18 protein-coding genes and 2 pseudogenes are annotated in these 22,721 nt (G+C 72.7%); 4 read left to right on the top strand and 16 right to left on the bottom strand.

Annotated elements, in window-relative coordinates; genetic code table 11:
- The first annotated feature begins 7 nt into the window (after positions 1-7).
- Positions 8-1,579, top strand: coding sequence for a CocE/NonD family hydrolase (locus ACGFNV_RS00205; RefSeq protein WP_393618093.1), 1,572 nt, complete (start codon positions 8-10; stop codon positions 1,577-1,579).
- 324 nt (positions 1,580-1,903) lie between these two features.
- Here ACGFNV_RS00205 and ACGFNV_RS00200 read toward each other — a convergent pair.
- A pseudogene (locus ACGFNV_RS00200) lies at positions 1,904-2,088 on the bottom strand (amino acid ABC transporter ATP-binding protein); the annotation flags it as partial.
- 129 nt (positions 2,089-2,217) lie between these two features.
- Positions 2,218-2,625 carry a DUF6278 family protein gene (locus ACGFNV_RS00195; protein ID WP_393618091.1) on the bottom strand — a complete coding sequence of 136 codons (408 nt, stop codon included), beginning with the start codon at positions 2,623-2,625 and terminating at the stop codon, positions 2,218-2,220.
- Positions 2,626-2,789: 164 nt separating this feature from the next.
- Between ACGFNV_RS00195 and ACGFNV_RS00190 the strand changes: the two are divergent.
- Positions 2,790-4,553: pseudogene (locus ACGFNV_RS00190) on the top strand (SGNH/GDSL hydrolase family protein).
- Between the two features lie 15 nt (positions 4,554-4,568).
- Here the strand turns inward: ACGFNV_RS00190 and ACGFNV_RS00185 are convergent.
- From ACGFNV_RS00185 to ACGFNV_RS00150, 8 genes are all read right to left on the bottom strand, one after another.
- Positions 4,569-5,348, bottom strand: a complete 780-nt coding sequence (locus ACGFNV_RS00185; RefSeq protein ID WP_133930763.1) for an exodeoxyribonuclease III — start codon at positions 5,346-5,348, stop codon at positions 4,569-4,571.
- Between the two features lie 48 nt (positions 5,349-5,396).
- Positions 5,397-6,032: an MBL fold metallo-hydrolase gene (locus ACGFNV_RS00180; RefSeq protein ID WP_393618088.1), complete on the bottom strand. Its 636-nt coding sequence runs from the start codon at positions 6,030-6,032 to the stop codon at positions 5,397-5,399.
- 72 nt (positions 6,033-6,104) lie between these two features.
- Positions 6,105-7,406 carry a 4-carboxymuconolactone decarboxylase gene (gene pcaC, locus ACGFNV_RS00175; RefSeq protein WP_393618086.1) on the bottom strand — a complete coding sequence of 434 codons (1,302 nt, stop codon included), beginning with the start codon at positions 7,404-7,406 and terminating at the stop codon, positions 6,105-6,107.
- A gap of 451 nt (positions 7,407-7,857) precedes the next feature.
- Positions 7,858-10,089, bottom strand: coding sequence for an SWIM zinc finger family protein (locus ACGFNV_RS00170; protein WP_393619931.1), 2,232 nt, complete (start codon positions 10,087-10,089; stop codon positions 7,858-7,860).
- A 5-nt stretch (positions 10,090-10,094) separates the two neighbouring features.
- Positions 10,095-12,929, bottom strand: coding sequence for a DEAD/DEAH box helicase (locus ACGFNV_RS00165; RefSeq protein ID WP_393618085.1), 2,835 nt, complete (start codon positions 12,927-12,929; stop codon positions 10,095-10,097).
- A gap of 120 nt (positions 12,930-13,049) precedes the next feature.
- Entirely contained in the window at positions 13,050-13,631 is a 582-nt protein-coding gene (locus ACGFNV_RS00160; RefSeq protein ID WP_393618083.1) for a sugar kinase, read from the bottom strand.
- On the bottom strand, positions 13,628-14,776 hold the full coding sequence (locus tag ACGFNV_RS00155) for an ROK family glucokinase (protein ID WP_393618081.1): 1,149 nt from the start codon (positions 14,774-14,776) through the stop codon (positions 13,628-13,630). Before ACGFNV_RS00155 ends, ACGFNV_RS00160 begins: the two co-directional genes overlap by 4 nt.
- Before the next feature lie 223 nt (positions 14,777-14,999).
- Positions 15,000-15,737 carry a GntR family transcriptional regulator gene (locus ACGFNV_RS00150; protein WP_393619929.1) on the bottom strand — a complete coding sequence of 246 codons (738 nt, stop codon included), beginning with the start codon at positions 15,735-15,737 and terminating at the stop codon, positions 15,000-15,002.
- 129 nt (positions 15,738-15,866) lie between these two features.
- Here ACGFNV_RS00150 and ACGFNV_RS00145 point away from each other — a divergent pair, with 129 nt between their 5' ends.
- Positions 15,867-16,871, top strand: a complete 1,005-nt coding sequence (locus ACGFNV_RS00145) for a Gfo/Idh/MocA family oxidoreductase (RefSeq protein ID WP_393618080.1) — start codon at positions 15,867-15,869, stop codon at positions 16,869-16,871.
- A 37-nt stretch (positions 16,872-16,908) separates the two neighbouring features.
- Here the strand turns inward: ACGFNV_RS00145 and ACGFNV_RS00140 are convergent, their stop codons facing one another.
- The 3 genes from ACGFNV_RS00140 to ACGFNV_RS00130 form a co-directional block, all read right to left on the bottom strand.
- Positions 16,909-18,093, bottom strand: a complete 1,185-nt coding sequence (locus ACGFNV_RS00140; protein WP_393618079.1) for a cytochrome P450 — start codon at positions 18,091-18,093, stop codon at positions 16,909-16,911.
- 44 nt (positions 18,094-18,137) lie between these two features.
- On the bottom strand, positions 18,138-18,809 hold the full coding sequence (locus ACGFNV_RS00135) for a response regulator (RefSeq protein WP_393618077.1): 672 nt from the start codon (positions 18,807-18,809) through the stop codon (positions 18,138-18,140).
- Between the two features lie 95 nt (positions 18,810-18,904).
- Positions 18,905-20,149, bottom strand: a complete 1,245-nt coding sequence (locus ACGFNV_RS00130) for a histidine kinase (protein WP_393619928.1) — start codon at positions 20,147-20,149, stop codon at positions 18,905-18,907.
- Positions 20,150-20,331: 182 nt separating this feature from the next.
- On the opposite strand from ACGFNV_RS00130, the gene ACGFNV_RS00125 reads away from it, so the two are divergent.
- Entirely contained in the window at positions 20,332-20,532 is a 201-nt protein-coding gene (locus tag ACGFNV_RS00125) for a hypothetical protein (protein ID WP_393618075.1), read from the top strand.
- Between the two features lie 64 nt (positions 20,533-20,596).
- On the opposite strand, the gene ACGFNV_RS00120 is transcribed toward ACGFNV_RS00125, so the two are convergent.
- The 3 genes from ACGFNV_RS00120 to ACGFNV_RS00110 all read right to left on the bottom strand — a co-directional run bounded on the left by ACGFNV_RS00120 (position 20,597) and on the right by ACGFNV_RS00110 (position 22,676).
- Entirely contained in the window at positions 20,597-20,992 is a 396-nt protein-coding gene (locus ACGFNV_RS00120; protein ID WP_393618074.1) for a ribonuclease domain-containing protein, read from the bottom strand.
- A 143-nt stretch (positions 20,993-21,135) separates the two neighbouring features.
- The gene (locus ACGFNV_RS00115; protein ID WP_393618072.1) at positions 21,136-21,762 is read right to left on the bottom strand and encodes a dihydrofolate reductase family protein; all 627 of its coding nucleotides are present in this window, start codon (positions 21,760-21,762) and stop codon (positions 21,136-21,138) included.
- An 86-nt stretch (positions 21,763-21,848) separates the two neighbouring features.
- A complete protein-coding gene (locus tag ACGFNV_RS00110; RefSeq protein ID WP_133930961.1) occupies positions 21,849-22,676 on the bottom strand; it encodes an AIM24 family protein in 828 nt (275 codons plus the stop codon).
- Positions 22,677-22,721: the final 45 nt, after the last annotated feature.

The following is a 22,721-nucleotide window of genomic DNA, read 5'->3' as shown; positions in this document are numbered from 1 at the left end:
TGACCCCGTGGGACACCAGCACCGCAAGGCCCTGCGTACGACCGCCGTGGGCGCCGTCTCCGCGACCCTGGTCGCCGGAGGCGTCCTCGGCCTCGCCCCCGCCGCCCAGGCGGCGGGCACCAGTGTGCGCTTCGTGGACATCGCGGGCGCCGGCGGCACCGTTCTCAAGGCGAACGTCGTCACGCCCGCCGGAGCGGACGGCTCACGCCGCTACCCGTTGGTCGTACTCCCCACGAGCTGGGGCCTGCCCCAGGTCGAATACCTCGCCCAGGCCCAGCAGCTCGCCGACTCCGGGTATGTCGTCCTCACGTACAACGTGCGCGGTTTCTGGCAGTCCGGCGGCGAGATAGAAGTCGCGGGCCCGCCCGACACGGCGGACGCCTCCAAGGTCATCGACTGGGCGCTCGCCCACACCCCCGCCGACGCCCGGCACATCGGCATGGCGGGAGTCTCCTACGGTGCCGGCATCAGCCTGCTCGCCGCCGCGCACGACAAGCGGATCAAGGCGGTCGCCGCGCTCAGCGGCTGGGCCGACCTCATCGGCTCGATCTACTCCGGCCGCACCCAGCACGTCCAGGCCGCCGGACTGCTCGACGGCGCGAGCCTCGTCACCGGCCGCCAGAGCGCCGAACTCCGGCAGATCTTCGACGACTTCTACGCCTCCGACCTGACGCACGAACAGGACATCGTCGACTGGGGGAAGAAACGTTCTGCCGCCACCTACGTGGACCAGCTCAACGCCAACGGCGCCGCCGTCATGCTGGCCAACGCCTGGGGCGACACGATCTTCCCGCCCAACCAGTACGCCGACTTCTACGAGAAGCTGACCGGCCCGAAGAGACTGGAGTTCCGCCCCGGCGACCACGCGACCGCCGAACTGACCGGACTCCTCGGCCTGCCGAACGACGTGTGGAGCGACACCCGGCGCTGGCTCGACCACTACCTCAAGGGCACCGACAACGGCGTCGACCGCGAACTGCCGGTGCGGCTCAAGTCCCGCACCTCGGGCGGCTACGAGGGCTACCCGGACTGGAAGTCGGTCGGCGCCACCAGCCGCAAGATCGACCTGGCGGGCACGACCACCATCCACACCAACGTCGACTCGGGAGCCGACGGCGGGGTCGTCTTCCTGTCCAGCATCCTCGACCAGGCGGCCCAACTGCCCCCGGTGGCCTCGATCCCGCTGCTCCCCCGCCGCTGGGCCGCCGTCTGGCAGTCGGAGAAATACACCACCGCCCGACAAGTGCGGGGCACGGCCCAGTTGCACACCACGGTCACTCCGACCAAGGAGAGCGGCACCCTCGTCGCATACCTGTACGACGTGGGGCCGCTCGGCCTCGGCAAGCTGGTCAGCAACGCGCCGTACACCTTCCACGGGCGTACACCCGGGAAGCCGTTCGGTCTCGACCTGGAGCTGTACTCCACGGCCTACGACGTCCCGGCAGGGCATCGACTCGCCCTGGTGGTCGACACGGTCGACCCGCTCTACATCGAGCACAACCCGTCCGGCGCGCAGCTGACCTTCTCCTCGCCGGCGAACGACCCGTCGTACGTGTCGATTCCGCTGCGCGAGCAGTGATCTCCGGCTGCCGCCGGTCGGGCCTGGCTCCGTGAGCTGCCACCCCCCTACGGTCTCGGGGCCGTGGGGGGACTTCCCCAACCGGCAGCGGCGTCCCGGTTTCGGCCACGGGCATGAACGCCACATCGTAGTCGAGGACCGACACGAAGGTTTTCCCGGTGGGGCGAACTCCGTGTTCGGGGATCAACGTTCGGGGATCGGTGTTCGGGGTCAGTGTTCGGGATCAGTGTTTGAGGATCTTGGAGAGGAGGTCCTTGGCGCGGTCGGTGTTCGGGTGGATGAAGAACTCCTCGGGGATGATGACGACCATCGTCATGCCCTCGACTTGCGGCCCCGGACCTTGACCTGACCCAACGACACGTTCTGCGCGACCGTCTTGCGGGCGAAGGGGTTGAACGCCTGGAAGACCATGCCGACCTCGGCGCGCAGCGATTGACGTCCCGCAGGACATGCAACTCCCCGAAGTACTTGTTGACGTCACGCAGCTCGATCAACGGATCGCCGACCATACGCAGCCCTACTCACTCTCAGCAGCTGTGTCGTGGTTGCCGCAAACTATCCAGACCTGAGTGACGGAAATGCCCGACACGCACCTTTTGTTCATTAGCCGTATTTACGAGGGAACCCGGGCCAGAGGTTCACGATTCGGCCACTTCGGCGTACAGCTGCGACAGCTCGGGCGCCCCGCTGACGGCCCACTCATGACCGGAGGCCACGACGTCGAACTCACGGCCGGATGAGAGCCGTACGACCGGCTGGCCGTCGTCGCGGATCTCCCAGACGGCACCCGGCACGGTACGCACGATCACGGTGCCGAGGTACAGCCCCGCGTCGTTGCCGAGCCAGGACAAGGTCTCCTCGTCGCTCCTCCAGCGCGGCACCAGCTGGTCCAGCGCCTCCAACGAGGCGGCGGAGTCGTCGAGTCGGACACCGCTCTCCGCCGCCTGGGAGCGCAGCAGGTCGCACTCGGCAAGGAGTTCGGCGATGCCCTCGGGATCGAAGGAGCCGGGCTTCTCACTCCGGTGGCCCAGAAAGGGGATCTTCATACCCCCAGCGTGTCATTCGTACCGGCGTACGCACCACAGGCGCGCGGGCGGTCATTTCGGGGCGATTTCACGTCGGATCCACGCATGGTTCGTTGACCTGTCCCGGCCGCCTGCCTAGCTTCGGTGCTTCTTGCGTCCCACCGGCGTGCGGGAGGTGTCGACAGGTGCACCGATCTGTCCGGGGTCCGGCGGTGGTCCTCACCCTGGTGGCCACGGCCCTGGTGCCGGCCTCCTCCACGCCGGCCACCGCCCAGGACCACTCCGCCCCGCTCCCGCTGGAGCGCCTGTTCGACAACACCGCCGTCAGCGACGACGCCGATCCCGACGAGGCGGACTTCGACGGCTCGGGCGCCTCCCTGTCCGCGGCCGACCTCACCGCCGCGGGCTGGACGCCCGGCCGCACGCTCACCGTGCAGGGCGCCCGGCTGACCTGGCCCCGGCGGGCGCCGGGCGAGCCGGACAACGTCCGGGCCGACGGCCAGGCCGTACGCCTGGCCGGGCGCGGCGACGCCCTCGCGTTCCTGGTGGCGGGCACGGGCGGGGCGGAGGCGAGCGGGGCGGGCACGGTCGCGTACGCCGACGGCGGCCACTCCTCCTACCGGCTCGCCGCGCCCGACTGGCGCACCGGACCGCTCGCCACCAAGGCGGTGGCCCTTCCGCACGTCAACACCCCGGATGGGCAACTCGCCGAGAAGGCGCGGCTGTACATGGTCACGGTGCCGCTCACGCGGGGCCGCGAGGTGACCTCCGTACGGCTGCCGCGCGCGGCCGGTCTGCATGTGTTCGCGCTGTCGGTGCGGACCAGGGCGCGGGGCTGGACGGGCAGCTGGGCGACCTCGACGTCCGGGCAGCCGGCCGTCGGGCCGTCGACGGACCGCACGCTACGGCTGGTCGTGCACACGTCGGTGGGCGGGCCACGGGTGCGGCTGCGGTTCGACAACACTTTCGCGTCGGCGCCGGTACGGATCGGGAGTGCGACGGTGGCGGTGCAGGCCGTGGGCGCGACGGCGCGGGAGACACCCGTGCCGCTGTCCTTCGGCAGGTCGCCGGGGACCGAGATCCCGGCGGGGGCGTAGGCGTTCAGCGATCCGCTGGGCTTCCCGGTGCCCCCGGGGGCCGGCCTGCTGGTGAGCTTCCACCTGCCCGGCACGGTGACGGCGGCGCCCGCGCACCGGCTCGCGGTGCAGCGGTCGTACGTCAGCGAGACGGGCGACCACACGGCCGACCCGTCGGCCACCGCCTACACCTCGGCGCTCACCGGTTGGCCGCTGCTGACCGGGGTGGACGTGGGCGGCGGGCCGGGATCCGTGGTGCTGCTCGGCGACTCGATCACCGACGGCGACAAGTCCACGACGGACGCGAACCGGCGGTGGCCGGACGTGCTGGCGGCACGGTTGCTGGAGCAGAACGCGGTGCCCCGCTACGGAGTCCTCAACCAGGGCATCTCGGGCAACCGCGTGGTGACCGACCGCTATCCCGGGGACGGGGTCTCCACCGACCAGGCCGGGGTGAGCGCGCTGCACCGCCTCGACCGGGATGTGTTCGCCCAGACCTCGGCGCGTACGGCGGTGGTGTTCGAGGGGATCAACGATCTGCTGTCGGGCAGGTCGGCCGCGGAGGTCGTAGCCGGGCTCCGTGAGATCGCCGACCGGACCCACGCCCGGGAGTTGCGGCTGCTGGCGGCGACGCTCCTGCCCTGCGAGGGCTGGGCGGGGTGCACGCCCGCCGTGGAGGCGCGGCGGCTCGCCGTCAACGCCTGGATCCGGGACGCCGGTCTGTTCGACGGTGTCCTGGACTTCGACGCGGTGGTACGCGACCCCGACCACCCCACGCGGATGCTGCCGGCCTACGACAGCGGTGACCATCTGCATCCGGGGGACGCGGGGTACGCGGCGCTGGCCCGGGCGGTGGACCTGCGGCTGCTGTGACCGTGCCCCGCGCGGTCACACGTCCAGGTCGACGACCACCGGCGCGTGGTCCGAGGCACCCTTGCCCTTGCGCTCCTCGCGGTCCACGTACGCGTCCTTGACCGCCTTCGCGAACGGCTCGTTGCCGTACACCAGGTCGATGCGCATACCGCGGTTCTTGGGGAAGCAGAGCTGGCGGTAGTCCCAGTACGTGAACGGGTGCTCGTACTTGAGGGGGCGCGGGACCACGTCGGACAGGCCGGTCTCGCGCAGGGACGCCAGGGCGGCACGCTCGGCCGGGGTGACATGGGTGAGTCCCTCGAACGCGGCCACGTCGTGGACGTCGTCGTCCGTCGGCGCCACGTTGTAGTCGCCCATGACCGCGAAGGGGCGGCTGCCGCCCGCGTCGCCCGCGACGGCGGCCTTCAGCGCCTCGAACCACTGGAGCTTGTACGCGTAGTGGGGGTGGTCCACCTCGCGACCGTTCGGCACGTACACCGACCAGACGCGGACCGGGCCGCAGGTCGCGGAGATCGCGCGCGGCTCCGGCGCCCCGTCGTACCCGGGGTCGCCGGGCAGGCCCTTGACCACGTCGTCGACGCCGACGCGGGAGAGCACCGCCACGCCGTTCCACCGGCCGGTCGCGTGGACCGCCGCCTCGTAGCCCAGCTCGCGCAGCTGGTCGAACGGGAACTGCTCCTCCGCGACCTTGGCCTCCTGCAGACAGAGCACGTCCGTGTTGCTGCTCTCCAGCCAGGCCAGCAGCCTCGGGAGGCGAGCGGTGATCGAGTTCACGTTCCAGGTCGCGATGCGCATGCCTCACAACCTACCGGGCGGGTCCGACAACGCGTCCCGCCCGGTTGGTCACACCTGCGCCGAGGCCCCGGGCGCCAGCCGCAGGTGCTCGGAGCCGCCGAGGGCGCCGATCTGGTTGTCGTAGATCGGGCGGGCGAGGTCGGTGAGGAGGGCGTCGTGGATGTCGTAGGCTCGTTGCGGCTTGACCTCGCGGACGTAGTCGATGACCTCGGAGATCTTGCTCCAGGGGGCCATGACCGGCAGCATCAGCGTCTCGACGGCGTGGTCGGGGACGGTGAGGGCGTCGCCCGGGTGGAAGACGCGGCCGCCGTCGACGAGGAAGCCGACGTTGGTGATGCGCGGGAGGTCCGGGTGGATGACGGCGTGGAGCTCGCCGTGGACCTGGATGTCGAAGCCCGCGGCGGTGAAGGTGTCGCCGTGGCCGACGGTGTGGACGCGTCCCGGGAACGCCGCGGAGATCTTCTCCGCGACCGACCTCAGGGTCCAGATCCCCGCGGCCGGGTTGGCCTCCATGGCGGCCCGCAGCCGCTCCTCGTTGAAGTGGTCGGGGTGCTCGTGCGTGACGAGGATCGCGTCGGCGCCGAGGGCCGCGTCCTCCTCGCTGAAGGCCCCGGGGTCCAGGACGAGCGTCCGTCCGTCCTTCTCCAGGCGGACACAGGCGTGCGACATCTTCGTGAGCTTCATGGGTCCATCCTGCCTCTCGTCCCGCGCGAACGGGCAGCGCAGGCAGGTGCTCTTGCCACCCGCCTCAGACGATCATTCGGTGGGGGTGGTCTCCTCGCGGATGACCTGCTGGGCCACCTTGAACGCGCTGTTGGCCGCGGGCACCCCGCAGTAGACCGCGGCCTGGAGCAGAACTTCCTTGATCTCGGCCGGTGTCAGTCCGTTGCGCAGGGCGGCCCTGGTGTGGAAGCCGAGTTCCTCGAGGTGGCCGCCCGCGATCAGGGCGGTGAGGGTGACGCAGCTGCGGGAGCGCCGGTCGAGGCCGGGGCGGTCCCAGATCTCACCCCAGGCGTAGCGGGTGATGAACTCCTGGAAGTCGCCCGAGAAGTCGTCGGCCTGTGCGAGTGCCCGGTCGACGTGTGCGTCCCCGAGCACCTCGCGCCGCACCTTGAGCCCGGCGTCGTACGGGTCGGGCCGCCCCATCACCTGCGGCGGTACGACGACGGCCGGGGCGATCTCGGCGATGGGCGCGGGCTGCGGGGGCGCGGCGGACAGGACCGGCTTGACCGGGGCCGCGGGGATCGCCATCTGGCCGGTGGTCGACTCGAAGGCGGGCTGCCAGGCGGTGGAGAAGTGCCGGACCAGGAGGTCGGTGACGGCGGCGGGCTGCTCCACCGGCACGAGATGGGAGGCGCCGGGGACGACGGCGAGCCGGGCGTCCGGGATGCCGGCGACCAGCGTACGGGCCTCGGCGGGGCCGGTCACCTGGTCGTCGGAGCCGACGAGGACGAGGGTCGGCACGCCGACGCGGGAGAGTTCGGACCGTACGTCGAACGCGGCGAGCGCCTCGCAGGCGGCGATGTAGCAGCCGGGGTCGGTGGTGCGGACCATCTGCACGGCCCAGTCGGTGATCGCGGGCTGGGCGGCGGAGAAGCCGCTGGTGAACCAGCGGTCGGGCGAGGTGCGGGCGATCGGGTCGAGCCCGTTCGTACGGACGATCACGCCGCGCTGCCGGAACTCGTCGGCCGTGCCGAAGCGGGGCGAGGCGGCGATCAGTGCGAGGGAGGCGAGGCGCTCGGGGTGGCGCAGGGCCAGCTCGACGCCGACGGCGCCGCCCAGGGCGCAGCCCGCGTAGCCGAAGCGGTGCACGCCGAGGCTGTCGAGGGTGACGAGGAGTCGTGCGGTGAGGTCGCCGACCGAGCCCGCGGGGTACGCCGGTGCGCCACCGTGCCCCGGCAGGTCGAACCGGAAGACCCGCCACTGCTTGGCCAGCTCCGGGACCTGCCGGTCCCACATGTGCCACGTCGTCCCGAGCGAGGGGCCCAGGATGAGGACCGGGGCGTCTTCGGGCCCGTCGAAGCGGTACTGAAGGGCGGGGGTGCTCGTCTCACTCACCGCTCCAAGCTAGCGTCTGTTTCCGACCCCCGGTCCCATGGGCCCCCAGACCTCACACCCGGCTCCCGCACATCACCGACGAACCCTTACAGCGTCTTCACCGGTGAGGACGAGGTGGGCGTGGGAGAGGGCGTGCGGGGGTGGGGTGCCGCGTGGCGCGGGGACGGGTGGGGGCGCGTGGTGGTGCGCGGTGGTGTCGGTGGGGGCGCGGGGGCCTGAGTGGGGGGCACGGGCGAGCGGGCGCGGGGTGAGGGCACCGGGGGGCGTGGGCGAGCGGGTGCGGGGTGGGGGCACCAGGGGGCGGGCGGGGCAGGAGCCCACCGGAGCACAGGTGGCCGGGCGCGCTGGGTGCCCCTCTGCGCGGTGGGGCAGGGTGGGCGCCCGGCGCGGTGGGACGGGGGGTCGCCGGGCGTGGCCCTCGTCGTTTGCGAGCGAGAGTGTGCGTGAAGGGTCAGAAGTCGGTGGGGGTGCCCAGGCCTGTCAGGGCGCCCACCGGGTCGGGGTCGGGGGTGCCTCGGGGCCACCAGTCGTCGTGGGCCGGTTCCGACTCGTAGGCGTACCACAGGCCGTCGCGGCCGAGGCGGAGCTGGACGTGGCCCCGGGGGTGGGTGAGGCGGTTGCGCCAGGGGCGGAAGGCGGGGAGGTCGGCGGCCAGGAGGAGCGGGCGGGCGCGGTCGAAGCGGCCGGCCGGCGGGTCCCACGGCTCCTCCAGGACGGCGAGGCCGTCGAGCCCGCCCTGCCGCCAGGCGGCGACCGCCCGCGCCAGCTCCGACGGGCTGCGGCCGGTCGCGGAGGCGAGCGAGGAGTACAGGGAGCGCGTCGCCGCGGTGAGCCCGGAACCGGGGCGGGCCGCAGCGATCCGTACCGCGTCCTGCCACAGGGTCAGCTCGCCGGCCTCGTCCCGTCCGGTGCTGAGCAGGGCGTGCGCCCGGGCGGCGGCGTCGGTCGCCAGCTGGTCCAGCGCGAAGGGATCCGGGCCGCCCGGCGCCGCCGGGTACGCCGGTGGCTGCTCCGGGTGCGGGGGCACCGGCAAGGGAGAGGGCAGCGGCGGGAGTCGGCGCTCGGCGAGCGCCTCGGTCGCGCGTACGCCGGGCAGTGGCGCCGGTTCCCGCTCCTGCGCGGCGCGGGCCGCGCGGGTGGCGTTGCGGCGGGACAGGGCGTCGAGCACCTCGCGTTCCCCGCGCCCACGCAGCAGAAGCAGGACGAAGGGGTCGGCGTCGAGCAGGCGCGCGGTCTGGTAGCAGAGGGCGGCGGCGTGCTTGCACGGGTGGCCGCGGTCGGGGCAGCTGCAGTGCGGGTCGAGGTCTCCGGCGCCGGGCAGCAACGGCACTCCGCAGTCGGCGAGAGACTCGGGCATCTCCTTGTCCAGCAGCGCGGCGATGTGCCCCGGCCGCTCCACCGCCGCCTCCAGGAACCGCTCCCAGTCCGCGTCCCCGAGCGTCCGCAGCCGCACCTGTACCCGGTACGGGCGAGGACGGCTGCCCTGCACGTACGCGAGCACGAGCCCCGGTGTGACCGTGATGGCGTCCACATGCCCCTGCTCGGCGTAACCCCGCCCCCGCGCCAGCCGCTTGACGTCCAGCGCGCCCTCCTCCAGCGCCGAGACCCATGCGTTGCCCCACCAGGTCTCGGCGAAGCGGGCGTCCTCACCGTCCGACACGCGGGCCGCGAAGGCCGGGAAGGTACGACGGTGGTCGCCGTCCCGGGCGGGGGCGGCCATGGAACGGGGCTGCCGCGGGGCGGGGTCGGGGTCCGTCGCGGGTGGGGACGGAGGCATGGGCCGGGGTGCAGAGGAGGGGGAAGTGGACGGGAGCGGCGTCGAGGTCCCGTCGCCGGCCTCGGCAGAGCTCCTGTCGTGCGCCTCGGAAGTCGAACTCCGCTGCGTCTGGGTCCCCTCGGTCCCAGGAGAGTTCTCTGCCTCCCCCGGCTCCTCCTCCGCATCCGACGGCATCCGGAACGCACCCGCGAGCAGACTCCGCAGGTCGCGGGCGGCAGGGCCACCGCCATGGCCACCGGGGTCCCGGTCACGGCTCTGGGCACCGGCGGTTCGGTCAGGCCTCACACGCCGGTGGCGGGCCTCGGCCGCCTCCGCACGGGACGACCGTCGGGGGCCCGTCTCGGCTTCCTCCCGGGCCTGGCGGGCCTCGGTGCGAGCAGCACGCAGCGCCTGCCGGGCGACGTCCCCGGGACGCCCACCCCGCTCGGGCAGGGCAGGCACGGCACGCGCGGCGGGCTCTGCCGGGGGCATGGCGGACTCGGCGGGCTGTGTGGGTTCGGCAGGTCCTGCGGGCGTGGCAGGTCCTGCGGGCGTGGCAGGTGCTGCCGGTGTGGCAGGCACGGCACGGTCGCCGGTTCCCCCTTCGTCCACGCCGGCCGAGTCCTCGTCCCCCGCCCCGCGCCGCCCCGCGAGCGCCCGCCGCAGTGCCTCCCGGGCCGCGTCCGCGGGGCGGACCGCATCAGCACCGCGGGGCCCGTCGCCGGTCCGGCCCGCCTCAGCGGGTCGGACCTCACCTTCCCGCGCCGCTCTCAGCGCTCGCCGCGCCGCGTCCGCGGGCCTGTCGGTCGCAGGCTCACCGGCAACCCCCTCATCGGCACCCGCGCCCGTCTCAACAGCACGCGCGCTCGTCTCATCGGCACCCGCGCCCGTCCCCTCGACCCCCGTCTCGTCCCGCCCGTCGGACATCTCGCTCACGCCTCCCTCCGCAGCCTCACGAGGTCGGTCAGTTCACGGTCCGTCAGTTCGGTGAGGGCCGACTCGCCCGAGCCGAGGATCGCGTCGGCGAGGGCGCGCTTGGACGCCAGCATCTCGGCGATGCGGTCCTCGACCGTGCCCTCGGTGATGAGGCGGTGGACCTGGACGGGCTGGGTCTGGCCGATGCGGTAGGCACGGTCGGTGGCCTGTTCCTCGACGGCGGGGTTCCACCAGCGGTCGAAGTGGACGACGTGTCCCGCGCGGGTGAGGTTCAGGCCGGTGCCGGCGGCTTTCAGGGACAGGACCAGGACCGGGGTCGTGCCGTTCTGGAAGCGGTCCACCATCCGTTCGCGTTCCGGTACGGGCGTGCCGCCGTGCAGCAGCTCGACCGGTACCGCGCGGACGGCCAGGTGGGAGGTGATCAGGCGGGCCATCCCGACGTACTGCGTGAAGACCAGCGCGGAGCCGTCCTCGGCCAGCAGGGTGTCCAACAGCTCGTCGAGCAGCGCGAGTTTGCCGGAGCGGGCGGCGAGACCGTCACCGGCGGCCGCTTCCTGCTTGAGGTACAGCGCCGGGTGGTCGCAGATCTGCTTCAGCGCGCCCAGCAGCTTGAGGACCAGGCCCCGGCGGGCGATGCCGTCCGCCGTCTCGATGGCCAGCATCGACTCGCGCACCACCGCCTCGTACAGCGCGGCCTGTTCGCGGGTGAGCGGGACCGGGTGGTCCGTCTCCGTCTTCGGCGGCAGCTCGGGGACGATCCCTGGGTCGGACTTCTTCCGGCGGAGCAGGAAGGGGCGCACCAGGCGGGCCAGGCGCTCCACCGCCTCCGTGTCCTCACCGGTCTCCACCGCGCGCGCGTGCCGGGCGCGGAACGACTTCAGGGGGCCGAGGAGTCCCGGGGTCGTCCAGTCCAGCAGCGCCCAGAGTTCCGACAGGTTGTTCTCGACCGGGGTGCCGGTCAGGGCCACGCGCGCGGGGGCGGGGATCGTGCGCAGGGCTTTCGCCGTCGCCGAGTAGGGGTTCTTGACGTGCTGGGCCTCGTCCGCGACGACCATGCCCCAGGTCTGCGCCGCCAGTGTCGGTGCGGCCGAACGCATCGTGCCGTACGTCGTGAGGACGAAGCCGCCGGTCAGGCCGTCGAGGGTGCGTTCCGGACCGTGGAAGCGGCGGACGGGGACGCCGGGCGCGAAACGGGTGATCTCCCGCTGCCAGTTGCCGAGCAGGGAGGCTGGGCAGACCACCAGCGTCGGTTCACCGCCGGCTCGTTTCAGGTGCAGGGCGATCAGTGTGATCGTCTTGCCGAGGCCCATGTCGTCGGCGAGGCAGCCGCCGAGGCCGAGGGAGGTCATGAGGTCGAGCCAGGCCAGTCCGCGGAGTTGGTAGTCACGCAGGGTCGCGTGCAGGCCTGCGGGCGGCTCGGCGGGCCGCAGTCCGGCGGTCAGTCGGTCGCGCAGGGCGGCCAACGCACCGACGGGGACCGCCTCGACCGGCTCCCCGTCGACCTCGGCGGTGCCGGTGAGCGCCACGGACAGCGCGTCGACCGGGTCGAGCAGCCCGAGTTCACGTTTGCGGGCCTTGCGCACGAGGGCCGGGTCGACCAGGACCCACTGGTCGCGGAGGCGGACGACCGGTCGGTGGGCCTCCGCGAGGGCGTCCATCTCGGCCTCGCTGAGCGGGTCGCCGCCGAGCGCCAACTGCCAGCGGAACTGCAGCAGTTCCTCGCTCTCGAAGAAGCCGGTGCCATCGGTCGCCGAGCCCGGCGCGGGTCGAACGACCGCCGCCGCGCTCAGGTCGTGCGCGAGGTCCCGCGGCCAGTGGACGGCGACTCCGGCGGCCGCGAGCCGGGTGGCCGCCACGCCGAGCAGATCGCTCAGCTCCTCCTCGGTCAGGGCCAGGACGTCGGGCGCGTCCTGGTCGGCGAGCCGGGCCAGCGGTGACCAGACCCGGGCCGCGCGCCGCACGGCGAGGGCCGCGTCCACGCGCGCGCGGGGACCGAACGCGGTGTCCGCCTCGCCCGCCCACAGCGCCGCCGCGTCGGCCACCAGGGTGGGGTCGGCGAGGCTGTGGACCTGGACGATCGCCGCGCCGGCGGCCCGTACGGCACCGGCCTCGTCGAACAGGTCGTACGCCGAGAGGTCCAGGCGCAGCGAGATCCGCACGCCTGCGTCCATGCCGGCGGCGACTTCGGCGGCCCACTCGTGGGCGTCGGGCAGGCGGTGGGGGCGGCGGTCGGCGAAGGGCTTTCCGGCGGAGTAGGGCGCGGCGGGGGTGCGGGGCAGGGTGTCCGCGACCGCGTCCAGGAAGGCGCGCATCAGCGCTTCCGGCTGCGGCAGGCGCAGGGGGCCGGGACCGGGCAGCGGGACGGCATGGCCCTCGTACGGCAGGGCCGCGGCGACCGCGCGGAGGTGGGCGATGTCGTCCGGATCGAGGGGGCCCGCGCGCCAGGCGTCGTGTCCGGTGGCGGTGAGGCCGGGCAGCAGCCGGCCGCGCGCGGCGAGCCGCAGGGCGTGCAGCGCGGCCGCGCCCCAGCAGGCGGTGGCGGGGTGGGCGGCGGGGTCGCGGGGGGCGCGGACGAGCAGCGGGAGCGCCTCGGCGAGGGACAGGGACAGGGCGGGGGTGGTCCGGCGTCGCGCTCCGGCGCCATGGCGTCGTACGACGGTGAGCTCGGTGGGCGTGGCGGGCAGGTCGCCGCCCTCGGGGTCCCAGAACGCGACCCGTCCGTCGCGCGGGAGGGGCGCGGGCAGGAAGACGGCCGCGAGACCCACGGGGACCGGCTCCCCCGCTCCCTCGGACACCCCTGCCCTCCCGGTCACCGATGCGGTGTCGGTCATATGCTCTGTTCACCTCCCGCCCTCGAGTCGGATCAGTTGTCTTCGACTCTACGGGCGGGGTCTGACAATCGGTCCCGGCGACCGCTCAGGGGCCGACCGGCCGCTCCGGAACCGGCCCGGTCAAGGAACTGTCCGTGAGACGACGTAGATCATCGGGCGGTCGGGGTCGGCGAGGTTCACCACGACGTCCTGGGTGGGTGCCGGGTTCTTCTGGTGGTGGGCGAGGCCCCACCACGGGCCGGGGCCGGTGAACTTCCAGCCGGTGACCTTCTGGTCGCGGTGGCCGATGGCGATGTCGTCCTGCTTCAGCCGGGTCCGGTCGGTGCCGAGGGCCTGCAGGAAGACGTCCAGGTTGGGAGCGGTGGTCTGGAACTGGACGTAGAGACGGCTGGTCTTCCAGTTGTTCGTCTCGTAGTAGGCGACCCTCTTGGAGGGGTGCGGGATCGGCACGTTGTAGAGGCGGCGCTGGACCGTCGAGGGCCAGCCCGCGGTCAGGCCGGTCGCCGAGTACTTCGCCTCCTTGTCCTTGCCGCTGTCGCGGCTCTGGTTGGCGGAGATCACCAGGTAGCCGGCCGGGACACCGATGAGCAGCACGATGATCAGCAGGGTGATGGCCCTGCGGCGGATCATGTGGCGGCGGTCCTCGGCCGGCTCGGGCGGCTCGTCCGGGGGCGTGGCCTGGCGGGGCAGCGAGGCCGTCATGCCGTGTCCCGGGTACGGCGGACGGCCTCCGCGTACCGCTCGTAGCGCTCGTACCGCTCCACCCGGCGCCGCTTGGCGCGCCGGAAGCGCCGGGCCACGAGACGTGCGAGGTCCGCGGCGCCGACCATGCCGGCCTCGGGGCCGAGCTGGGCGCGGACGATACGGGCCTCGGGGCGGTAGCCGCGCCCGGTGAGGTGACGCTTGAAGGCGTCCCGCGCGGGGCCGATCAGCAGGTCGTCGGCGGCCGACACACCGCCGCCGATGACGAAGCAGGAGGGGTCGAGGGCGGCCGCCAGGTTCGCGATGCCGACGCCGAGCCACTGGCCGATGTCCTGGAGCAGTTCGACGCACATGGCGTCGCCGTCACGGGCCAGTTCGGTGATCATCGGACCGGTGATGTCGGCGATGTTGCCCTTGACGTGCTCGATGATCCCGTACGCCACCGGGGAGTCGGCGGCGGCCAGTTCCCTGGCCTCCCTGACCAGTGCGTTGCCCGAGCTGTACTGCTCCCAGCACCCGCGGTTGCCGCACGGGCAGCGGTGGCCGCCGGGGACGACCTGCATATGGCCGAACTCCCCCGCGACGCCGTACTTGCCGCGCTTGACCTGGCCGTCCTCGAGGATCGCGCCGCCGATACCGGTGCCGAGCGTGATCATGACGAGGTGGTCCTCGCCGCGGCCGGCGCCGAAGCGCCACTCGGCCCAGGCGGCGGTGTTGGCGTCGTTGTCGACGAGGACGGGGACCGCGAGGCGCCCTGCGATGCGGTCGCGCAGCGGCTCGTTGCGCCAGGACAGGTGGGGGGCGAACAGGACGCGGTTGCGGTCGGCGTCGACCCAGCCCGCGGCGCCGATCCCGACGGCGTGCACGTCGTGCCGGTCGGACAGGTCCAGGACCAGCTCGACGATGGTGTCCTCGACGACCTTGGGGCTCTTGGACTTGTCCGGGGTCTCCGTGCGGACCTTCTCCAGGATGTTCCCGTCGGCGTCGACGACGCCCGCCATCACCTTCGTGCCGCCGATGTCGATGCCGACCGTGGGCACGCGGGGTGCGGTCAGGTGCGAGCGGCGCTCCCGGGTGCCGACCGTGCGGAGTGCGGGGGCGCGCCGGGAGCCGATGGGGGCGCTGAGGTCGCGGTAGGTGCTCATCGGGGCTGATTCTGCCTCACGGTGGTGCGGAGTGCGGTGCCGGGGAGCGGCGGGGTGGTGCCTGTCCTGTGCCGGGTGCGGGTCGTTCGTGGCTGGTCGCGCCGTTCCCCGCGCCCCTACCCGGCGTGTCGCGATTCGTGCCCCACAACGCCGATCCCGTTGCCGTCTGCGGAGTCCTTTCCGGATCGCATTGTCCGGACAATGCGACGAAGATGCGGAAGCCTCAGGGGCGTACCAGGAGCTGGAACTCGAACGAGTAGCGGCTCGGGCGATAGGTGTGGTCGCCGAACTCGACGGCGCGGCCCGTGTCGTCGAAGGTGGTGCGCTGCATGGTGAGGAGGGGTGCGCCCTCCGGTTCGGCGAGGCGTTCCGCCTCGGCGGCGGTGGCGGCGCGGGCGCCGATGGACTGGCGGGCGCTGTGGAGGGTGATGCCGGCGGCTCGCATCAGCCGGTACAGGCCGGTGGCCTCCAGTTGCGCGGTGTCCATGTCGAACAGGCCGGTCGGCAGGTGGTTGCACAGGTACGCCATCGGCTCGCCGTGGGCGAGACGCAGCCGTTCCACGCGGTGTACGTCGCTGTCCTCGGCCACGCCGAGTGCGGCGGCGACCTCCGCGGTCGCCGGGACGACGGTGTTGACGAGGACCCTGGTGGCCGGGCGCTGTCCGGCCGCCTCCAGGTCGTCGTAGAGGCTGCTGAGCTCCAGGGGGCGCTTGACCTGGCTGTGCACGACCTGCGTACCGACCCCTCGGCGGCGCACCAGGAGGCCCTTGTCGACGAGGGACTGAATGGCCTGGCGGACGGTCGGCCGGGACAGGCCGAGCCGTGCGGCGAGCTCGATCTCGTTGCCGAGCAGGCTGCCGGGGGTCAGCGTGCCGTGCTCGATCGCGGCCTCCAGCTGCTGGGACAGCTGGAAGTACAACGGCACGGGAGAGCTCCGGTCCACACGGAGCTCGAGCTGCACGGTCGGGTCCACTTCTGGTTTCGGCACGGGCCGAGCGTAGCTCCGCGGCCGGTTGACGGGAAGTTGTGTAGTTCGATTGTCCGGACATACGCATTGACATCGCCGGGGCTCCGTGGCCACTTTGTTTTCATGCGCATCGGGGTTATCGGTACAGGTCGCATCGGCGCGATTCATGCCAACACACTCAGCCGCCACCGTGAGGTCGGTTCCCTGATCCTCACGGACGCGGACCCGTCGCGGGCGCAGGAGCTCGCGGGGCGGCTCGGGGAGACGGCGGCGCCGGGCGTGGACGAGATCTTCAGGTGGGGCGTGGACGCGGTGGTGATCACCACGGCCACCGAGGCACACGCCGAGCTGATCGGTCGGGCGGCCCGGTCGGGGCTGCCTGTGTTCTGCGAGAAACCCATCGCGCTCGACCTGTCGGGGACCTTACAGGCGATCGCCGAGGTGGAGACGGCCGGAACGATCCTTCAGATGGGGTTCCAGCGGCGCTTCGACACGGGCTACACGGGGGCGCGGGACGCGGTGCGGTCGGGGCGGCTGGGCCGGTTGCACACGGTCCGGGCGGTGTCGTCGGACCAGACGCCGCCCGCGGCCGCCTGGCTGCCGCTGTCCGGCGGGCTGTTCCGGGACACGCTGATCCACGACTTCGACATGCTGCGCTGGGTGACCGGGCGCGAGGTGGTGGACGCGTACGCCGCGGGGTCCGACGCGGGGCCGCCGATGTTCCGCGAGGCGGGGGACGTCGACACGGCGGCGGCGGTCCTCACCCTCGACGACGGCACGCTCGCCACGGCCACGGCGACGCGGCTGAACGGGGCGGGCTACGACGTGCGCATGGAGCTGGCCGGGGAGCTCGACCAGATCGTCGTGGGGCTCGACGACCGTACGCCGATCGCCTCCACGGAGCCGACGGGGCCACCCGCCGCCGACAAGCCGTGGGGCGGCTTCCTGGAGCGGTTCGCTCCCGCCTACGAGGCCGAGCTGGCGGCGTTCGTCGAGGTGGTGCGGGGTGAGCGGGCGAACCCGTGTGATGGGCGTGAGGCATTGCAGGCCCTGAGGATCGCCGACGCCTGCGACACGTCGCGCAGGGAGCGCAGACCCGTGGCTCTGTCCGAGGTGCCGGGCGGCTGAGCGGACCCGGCGTTCCGAGGTGTCGCGCTGCCTGCCCCTACCAGCGCACCGGCAGGCTCCGCATCCCCCGCATCAGCATGCCCGGCAGCCACTCCCCGGGTGGGCCGTCGAGGGTGAGGGTGGGGAAGCGCTCGAGGAGGGTGCGGATCGCGGCGCGGGCTTCGAGGCGGGCCAGAGGGGCGCCGAGGCAGTAGTGGATGCCGTGGCCGAAGGCGAGGTGGGCCCGGGTGTCGCGGTGGATGTCGAAGTGGGCGGGATCGGGGTAGCGGGCGGGGTCGCGGTCGGCTGCGGCGAGGCCGATCATGACCGCCTCGCCCTGGCCGATGGTTGTGCCGCCGATCTCCAGGGGTTCGGCGGCGTACCGGAACGTCGCGTTCTCCACCGGCCCCTCGTAGCGCAGCATTTCTTCGACCGCGCCGTCGAGCAGGGTCATGTCGGCGCGCAGCGCGGCGAGTTGGTCGGGGTGGGTGAGCAGGGCGTGGACGCCGTTGGCGATGAGGTTGACCGTGGTCTCGAAGCCCGCGATGAGCAGGATGAAGGCCATCCCTCGCAGCTCCCCCGGCGAGAGTCGGTCGCCGTCCTCCGCCGTGGTGCGGATCAGGTCGCTCAGCAGGTCGTCGCTCGCACCGGCGCGGCGCTTGTCCTCGATCAGTTCGGTGAGGTACGCGGCGAGGCGGACGAACGCGTCGTGCTCGCTGTCCGCGCTGGTGGGCGCGACGGCCTCCGTCGTCAGTTCGCGGAACGCCCTGCGGTCCAGCTCGGGGACGCCGAGCAGCTCGCAGATCACGGTGAGGGGCAGCGGGTAGGCGAACGACTCCACGAGGTCGGCGCGGCCCTGCGGCAGCATCGCGTCGAGCAGGTCGTCGGTGATCCGCTGGATCCGGGGCCGCAGCTCCTCCACCCGGCGTGGGGTGAACGCGCGCGAGACGAGGGCGCGCAGCCGTGTGTGCTGGGGCGGGTCGGCGACCAGGAGGTACTTGCCGATCAGCTGCTCGTCGAGGAAGACCACGCCGATGCGGCTGCCGTCCTTGGACAGGCGGGGGTCGGCGAGCGCGGCCCGGGCCTCCTCGTGTCCGACGACCAGCCAGGTCTCGTGGTGCGCGTCGGGCGGAGGCAGCCGCACCCGGTGCACCGGGCCGCGCTCCCTCAGCCGCTCGTACACCCCGTGCGGGTTCTGCTGGAATCCGGCGCCGAACTCCCCCAGGTCGATCACGTCCGCCATGACGTCCCCCCTCCCGTTACCGTGCCAACGCGCGACGTCGGCGCTCAGTGCCCGTCGTCGTCCAGGAGTTCCGCGTCGTAGGCCAACAGGGCGATCTGCACCCGGTTGTTGAGGTCGAGCTTGGCCAGGATGCGGGAGACGTGGGTCTTGACCGTGGCGACGCTCATGTACAGGCCGGTGGCGATCTCGGCGTTGGACAGGCCCCGGCCGACGGCGACGGCGACCTCGCGTTCGCGGTCGTTGAGGGTGGCGATCCGCTCACGCGCGCGTGCGTGGCGCGTGTCGGCGGCGGTACCGGCCGCGTGCCGCATCAACTGGCGGGTCACGGTGGGCGACAATACGGGGTCGCCGACCGCGACCCGGCGTACCGCGTCGAGGATCTCGGCGGGCGGAGTGTCCTTGAGGACGAATCCGGCGGCACCCGCGCGCAAGGCGCGCAGCACCTGTTCGTCGGCGTGGAAGGTGGTGAGGACGACGACCTGCGGGGCGTCCTCGCGGCGCCGCAGCAGTTCCGTGGCCGTCAGACCGTCCACCGTGGGCATCCGGATGTCCATCAGGACGACGTCCGGGCGGGTGCGGTCGACCAGCGCCTCGACCTCGCCGCCGTCCGCGGCCTCGCCGACGATCTCGATGTCCTCGGCGCCGCCCATCATGAAGGCCAGGCCGGTCCGCACGAGGGGGTCGTCGTCGACGAGGAGGAGTCTGATGACAGTCATGGGGCTTACGTAACCACGGGGCGCGGGGCAGGGGTTGACGCTCGTACCGGGTTCGTCGAGAGGGCCGGGGATCAGGGAGTCGTCGGCCTCCCCGCTCATCCCCACGGCAGCCACGTCCGCACCGCGAAACCCCCGTCCTCCTGCGGCCCGTGGGTCAGGCGGCCCCCGGCCAGCGTCGCCCGTTCCGTCAGGCCGATCAGGCCCTGGCCGGAGCCGGGGACGGCAGGGACCTCGCCCTCGGGGGCCGGGTTGTGGACCGACAGGGTGAGGCCCTCGCCCGGGGCGCCGGTGACGGAGACCGTGACCTCCGTGCCGGGGGCGTGCTTGCGGGCGTTGGTGAGGGCCTCCTGGGCGATGCGGTAGGCGGTGCGGCCCACGGAGGCGGGGACGGCGGCGGGGTCGGTGACGCGGCCGTCCAGGACGACTTTCATCCCGGCCTCACGGGACTCGGCAACCAGCGCGTCCAACGCGGCGAGGGTGGGCTGGGGGCGGCCCGCGTCCTCCGAGTCGCCCGCGCGCAGCACGCCGATGATCTCCCGGAGATCCTGGAGGGCCTCGTGGGCGCTCTCCCGGATCACGCCGGCCGCCCGCGCGATCTCCTCGCGGGGCGCGTCCGGCCGGAACTCCAGCCCGCCCGCGTGCACGCTGAGCAGGGTCAGCCGGTGCGCGAGCACGTCGTGCATCTCCCGGGCGATGGCCTCGCGGGCCAGCCGCTGGGCCTGCTCGGCGCGCAACCGCGCCTCCGTCTCGGCGCGCCGCGTCCGGTCCCGCAGGCTCAGCAGGAGCTGCCGTTTGGACCGTACGAGCATGCCCCAGCCGATGACGGCGACGGTGAGCAGCACGGCGAAGGCGACCACGACCCGGAACGGCGCGTCGGGGTCGGGGCGCAGGTGGTAGAAGAGCGGCAGCAGGGCCAAGGAGGCGCCGCCGATCCAGGCCACGTACCGCAGCGGCCGGTGCACGGCGAGGGTGAAGAGGGCGACCAGGCAGGCGCCGCCCGAGGTGCTCGACAGGAAGCCGACGGGGACCGTCGCGAGCGCGAGGCCGACCGGCCAGCGGCGGCGCAGCCACACCGCGGCGCAGGCCAGAGCGCCCAGGTACTGGTCGGCGACGGCCCAGGCCTGCGGGAGGTTCGTCTCGTGCTTCACGGTCTCCGCGGCCGCGAGGCCGATGGCGATGGCCAGGAAGAAGCAGGAGAAGTCGACCATCCAGTCGCGCGCGGTGCGCCGTGGCCGCCCCGAGCGTCCCGTGTCGGGGTCGAACTCGTGGACCACCGCGGACGGAAACAGCCATCGACGCCCAGCGAACGCCGGCGGGGCCCCCGCCGGCCTGTCACCCATCACGGTCGACCAATCTATGCGGGAGGCGTTCCCTCCGCCCTGGTCCGACGGGGATCACCGACCAAAGTCGCGATACCGCAGACTTTCGGCGCGCCGACCCCGGCCCGAGGGGGACTTCCGCCGGGCGTGCCTCGCCCCGCGGCCGTTGTGCGTGAGGGGTCCGCGGGGCGAGGGTTCTGCTCATGAAACAGGTGCTGGAGGTAATCGGGTTCATCGCCTTCGTGCAGGGCGTGATGGGCCTGTTGCACGAGTTCACCCACTGGGACGTGGGTCTTCTGCAACGACTGGACTTCCTCGACGGTTACGGCGTCTTCGCGAGCGTCGTGCTGATCGTGCTGGCGTGCGCGCTGTTCGCCGTGGCCGAGAGCCGTAAGCCCCAGTAGGGCCGTGAGCCTGAGTCAGCGCCGTGAGCCCGAGTGGGCCGTGAGCCCCGCTTGAGCCGAAGCCTCAGCAGTCGTAGTCGACCAGGTCGAACGTGGCGTAGTGGTCGGCGGTGTAGTAGTCCTCCTCGTTCCGCTGACCGGTGACGATGCGGCGCGCGCCGCGCGTGGAGGAGCCCGGCGTCTTGACCGTGTACTCGTGGTAGTAGCTGGAGGACTGCCTGGGCAGGACGCGTTCCCGGTTCTGGAAGACGCTCCCGTCCTGCGAGTACGGGTAGGGGCCGCCCTGTTGGATCAGTTCCAGGGTGTCGTACGCCTGGGAGGGCAGGTCGCCGTAGCAGACGCTGCCGACGGCCGTGGTGGCCGCGCCCGCGGTGGGGGCGGAGACGGTGCCGCCCACGAGGAGGGCGGTCAGGAGGGCGGCTGCGCCGCCGATGCGGGAGATGCGTGGGGGGAATCTCATGGGCCTCATGATGACGCGCGTAGACGATGGCATGTCAATGACAAGAGGGAAGGATTCTCCCGGCAAGTCCGGTGAGTTTTCGGGGAGTTAACCTGCGGGCCGGGGACACGGCCGGAGCGGACGCGGCCACGGCCCACGGGGGGTCAGGCCGTCTCCGGCAGTGCGTAGGAGCCGTACTCCGGGCGGCCCGCCAGGTCGTACGACTGGATGGAGACGCCCGCGCCGGTGACGCGGCCGGCGGTGTGGCGGAAGGCGGTCGGGAGGGCGCCCTCCGCGAAGAGGCGGTGGCCGGCGCCGAGGACGACCGGGAAGGTCAGCAGGTGGACGGTGTCGACAAGGTCGAGGGCGAGCAGCGAGCGGGCGAGGGCGCCGCTGCCATGCACCTGGAGTTCGCCGTCGGTGCGCTGCTTGAGGGCGGTGACCTCCTGGGCGAGGTCGCCGGCGATCACGGTCGTGTGGGCCCAGTCGGGGTCGGTGAGGGTGCTCGAGGCGACGTACTTCGGCAGGCCGTTCAGCTTCGAGGCGATCGGGTCGGCCGGGTCGGTCATCTTCGGCCAGTAGGAGGCGAAGATGTCGTAGGTGCGGCGGCCGAGGAGGAACGCGCCGACGCGGTCGAAGACCTCGGTGACGAACCGGCCGAAGTCCTCGTCGCCGTACGGGACGCTCCAGCCGCCGTGCTCGAAGCCTCCTGTGGTGTCCTCGTCGGGGCCGCCGGGGGCCTGGTAGACACCGTCGAGGGTGACGAAGGTGGTGAGGACGAGCTTGCCCATGGCGGGTGCCTGCCTTCCGGGGGGTGGGGTCGCTGGACGACACCTGTCATCAGCTCAGACCCCACCGGCGCCCGCAACTCGTCGACTCAGCCCGCGTTGGTCGAGAACAGTCCGCCCGTCGGGCCCTGCTTGTCACCGCCCTGGGCCTTCTTCAGAGCGTTGGCGAGGCTCTCGATGGTGAGGGACTGGAGGATCACGCTGCCGTTGCCCTCCAGGGTGGCCAGGGACAGGCCCTCGCCGCCGAACACGGCGTTCATGAGGCCCTGGCGGTTGAGGCCGCCGACGCGCTGGACGCCGTACTGGATGCCCTCCTCGAAGGCGACGACACAGCCGGTGTCGACCTCGATGCGGCCGCCGAAGTCGGCCGGGTTGAGGTCGATGAAGTTGCCCGCCCCGGCGATGATCACCGTGCCGCGGCCGGTGAACTTCTCCAGGACGAAGCCCTCGCCGCCCTTCATGCCGGTGCGGCCGCCCTGGAAGGCGATGCCGAAGTCGACAGTGGACTCGGCGGCGACGAAGGCGTCCTTCTCGGCGAACCACGCGCGCGTGCCGTCGAGCTCCAGGGCGCGCATCTCGCCGGGGAGCACGCCCGCGAAGCCGACGGTGCCCTCGCCGCCCTGGGCGGTGAAGTACTGGAACGCCAGCGACTCGCCCGCGAGGGCGCGCTGGCCCACCTGCATGGCGGTGCCCATGGCCTGGCGCAGCATGCCGCCCATGCCGCCGCCGCTGCCCGAGCCGCCGCCCTGGGGCTGACCACCGCCGCTGCCGGACGGGCCGGACAGGCGGGTCTCCATGGTCACGTTCACCGTCTTGAACAGGAACTTCCCGGCCTCGCAGTACACGGTCTGGCCGGGGTTCAGGTTGACGACGGCCATCTGCATGGCATTGCCGACGATTTCTTGCTGAAGAGTCACGACGGGAGAACGCCGGAGGTGGAGGGAAGAGTTCCGAGTTCCGGG

Source organism: Streptomyces sp. NPDC048751 (assembly GCF_043198595.1).
Classification (GTDB): domain Bacteria; phylum Actinomycetota; class Actinomycetes; order Streptomycetales; family Streptomycetaceae; genus Streptomyces.
The sequence above is the reverse complement of the archived record's forward strand: the minus strand, read 5'-3'. Positions and strand labels throughout refer to the sequence as shown.

What these genes read in the sequence shown, in the direction of transcription:
- ACGFNV_RS00180 (WP_393618088.1), bottom strand. Translation starts at nt 6,032, where the DNA reads ATGAAGCTCACGAAGATGTCGCACGCCTGTGTCCGCCTGGAGAAGGAC.
- ACGFNV_RS00130 (WP_393619928.1), bottom strand. Translation starts at nt 20,149, where the DNA reads ATGGGTGACAGGCCGGCGGGGGCCCCGCCGGCGTTCGCTGGGCGTCGA.
- ACGFNV_RS00165 (WP_393618085.1), bottom strand. Translation starts at nt 12,929, where the DNA reads ATGACCGACACCGCATCGGTGACCGGGAGGGCAGGGGTGTCCGAGGGA.
- ACGFNV_RS00125 (WP_393618075.1), top strand. Translation starts at nt 20,332, where the DNA reads ATGAAACAGGTGCTGGAGGTAATCGGGTTCATCGCCTTCGTGCAGGGC.
- ACGFNV_RS00160 (WP_393618083.1), bottom strand. Translation starts at nt 13,631, where the DNA reads ATGACGGCCTCGCTGCCCCGCCAGGCCACGCCCCCGGACGAGCCGCCC.
- ACGFNV_RS00140 (WP_393618079.1), bottom strand. Translation starts at nt 18,093, where the DNA reads ATGGCGGACGTGATCGACCTGGGGGAGTTCGGCGCCGGATTCCAGCAG.
- ACGFNV_RS00170 (WP_393619931.1), bottom strand. Translation starts at nt 10,089, where the DNA reads ATGTCCGACGGGCGGGACGAGACGGGGGTCGAGGGGACGGGCGCGGGT.
- ACGFNV_RS00115 (WP_393618072.1), bottom strand. Translation starts at nt 21,762, where the DNA reads ATGGGCAAGCTCGTCCTCACCACCTTCGTCACCCTCGACGGTGTCTAC.
- ACGFNV_RS00135 (WP_393618077.1), bottom strand. Translation starts at nt 18,809, where the DNA reads ATGACTGTCATCAGACTCCTCCTCGTCGACGACGACCCCCTCGTGCGG.
- ACGFNV_RS00155 (WP_393618081.1), bottom strand. Translation starts at nt 14,776, where the DNA reads ATGAGCACCTACCGCGACCTCAGCGCCCCCATCGGCTCCCGGCGCGCC.
- ACGFNV_RS00120 (WP_393618074.1), bottom strand. Translation starts at nt 20,992, where the DNA reads ATGAGATTCCCCCCACGCATCTCCCGCATCGGCGGCGCAGCCGCCCTC.
- ACGFNV_RS00185 (WP_133930763.1), bottom strand. Translation starts at nt 5,348, where the DNA reads ATGCGCATCGCGACCTGGAACGTGAACTCGATCACCGCTCGCCTCCCG.
- ACGFNV_RS00195 (WP_393618091.1), bottom strand. Translation starts at nt 2,625, where the DNA reads ATGAAGATCCCCTTTCTGGGCCACCGGAGTGAGAAGCCCGGCTCCTTC.
- ACGFNV_RS00145 (WP_393618080.1), top strand. Translation starts at nt 15,867, where the DNA reads ATGCGCATCGGGGTTATCGGTACAGGTCGCATCGGCGCGATTCATGCC.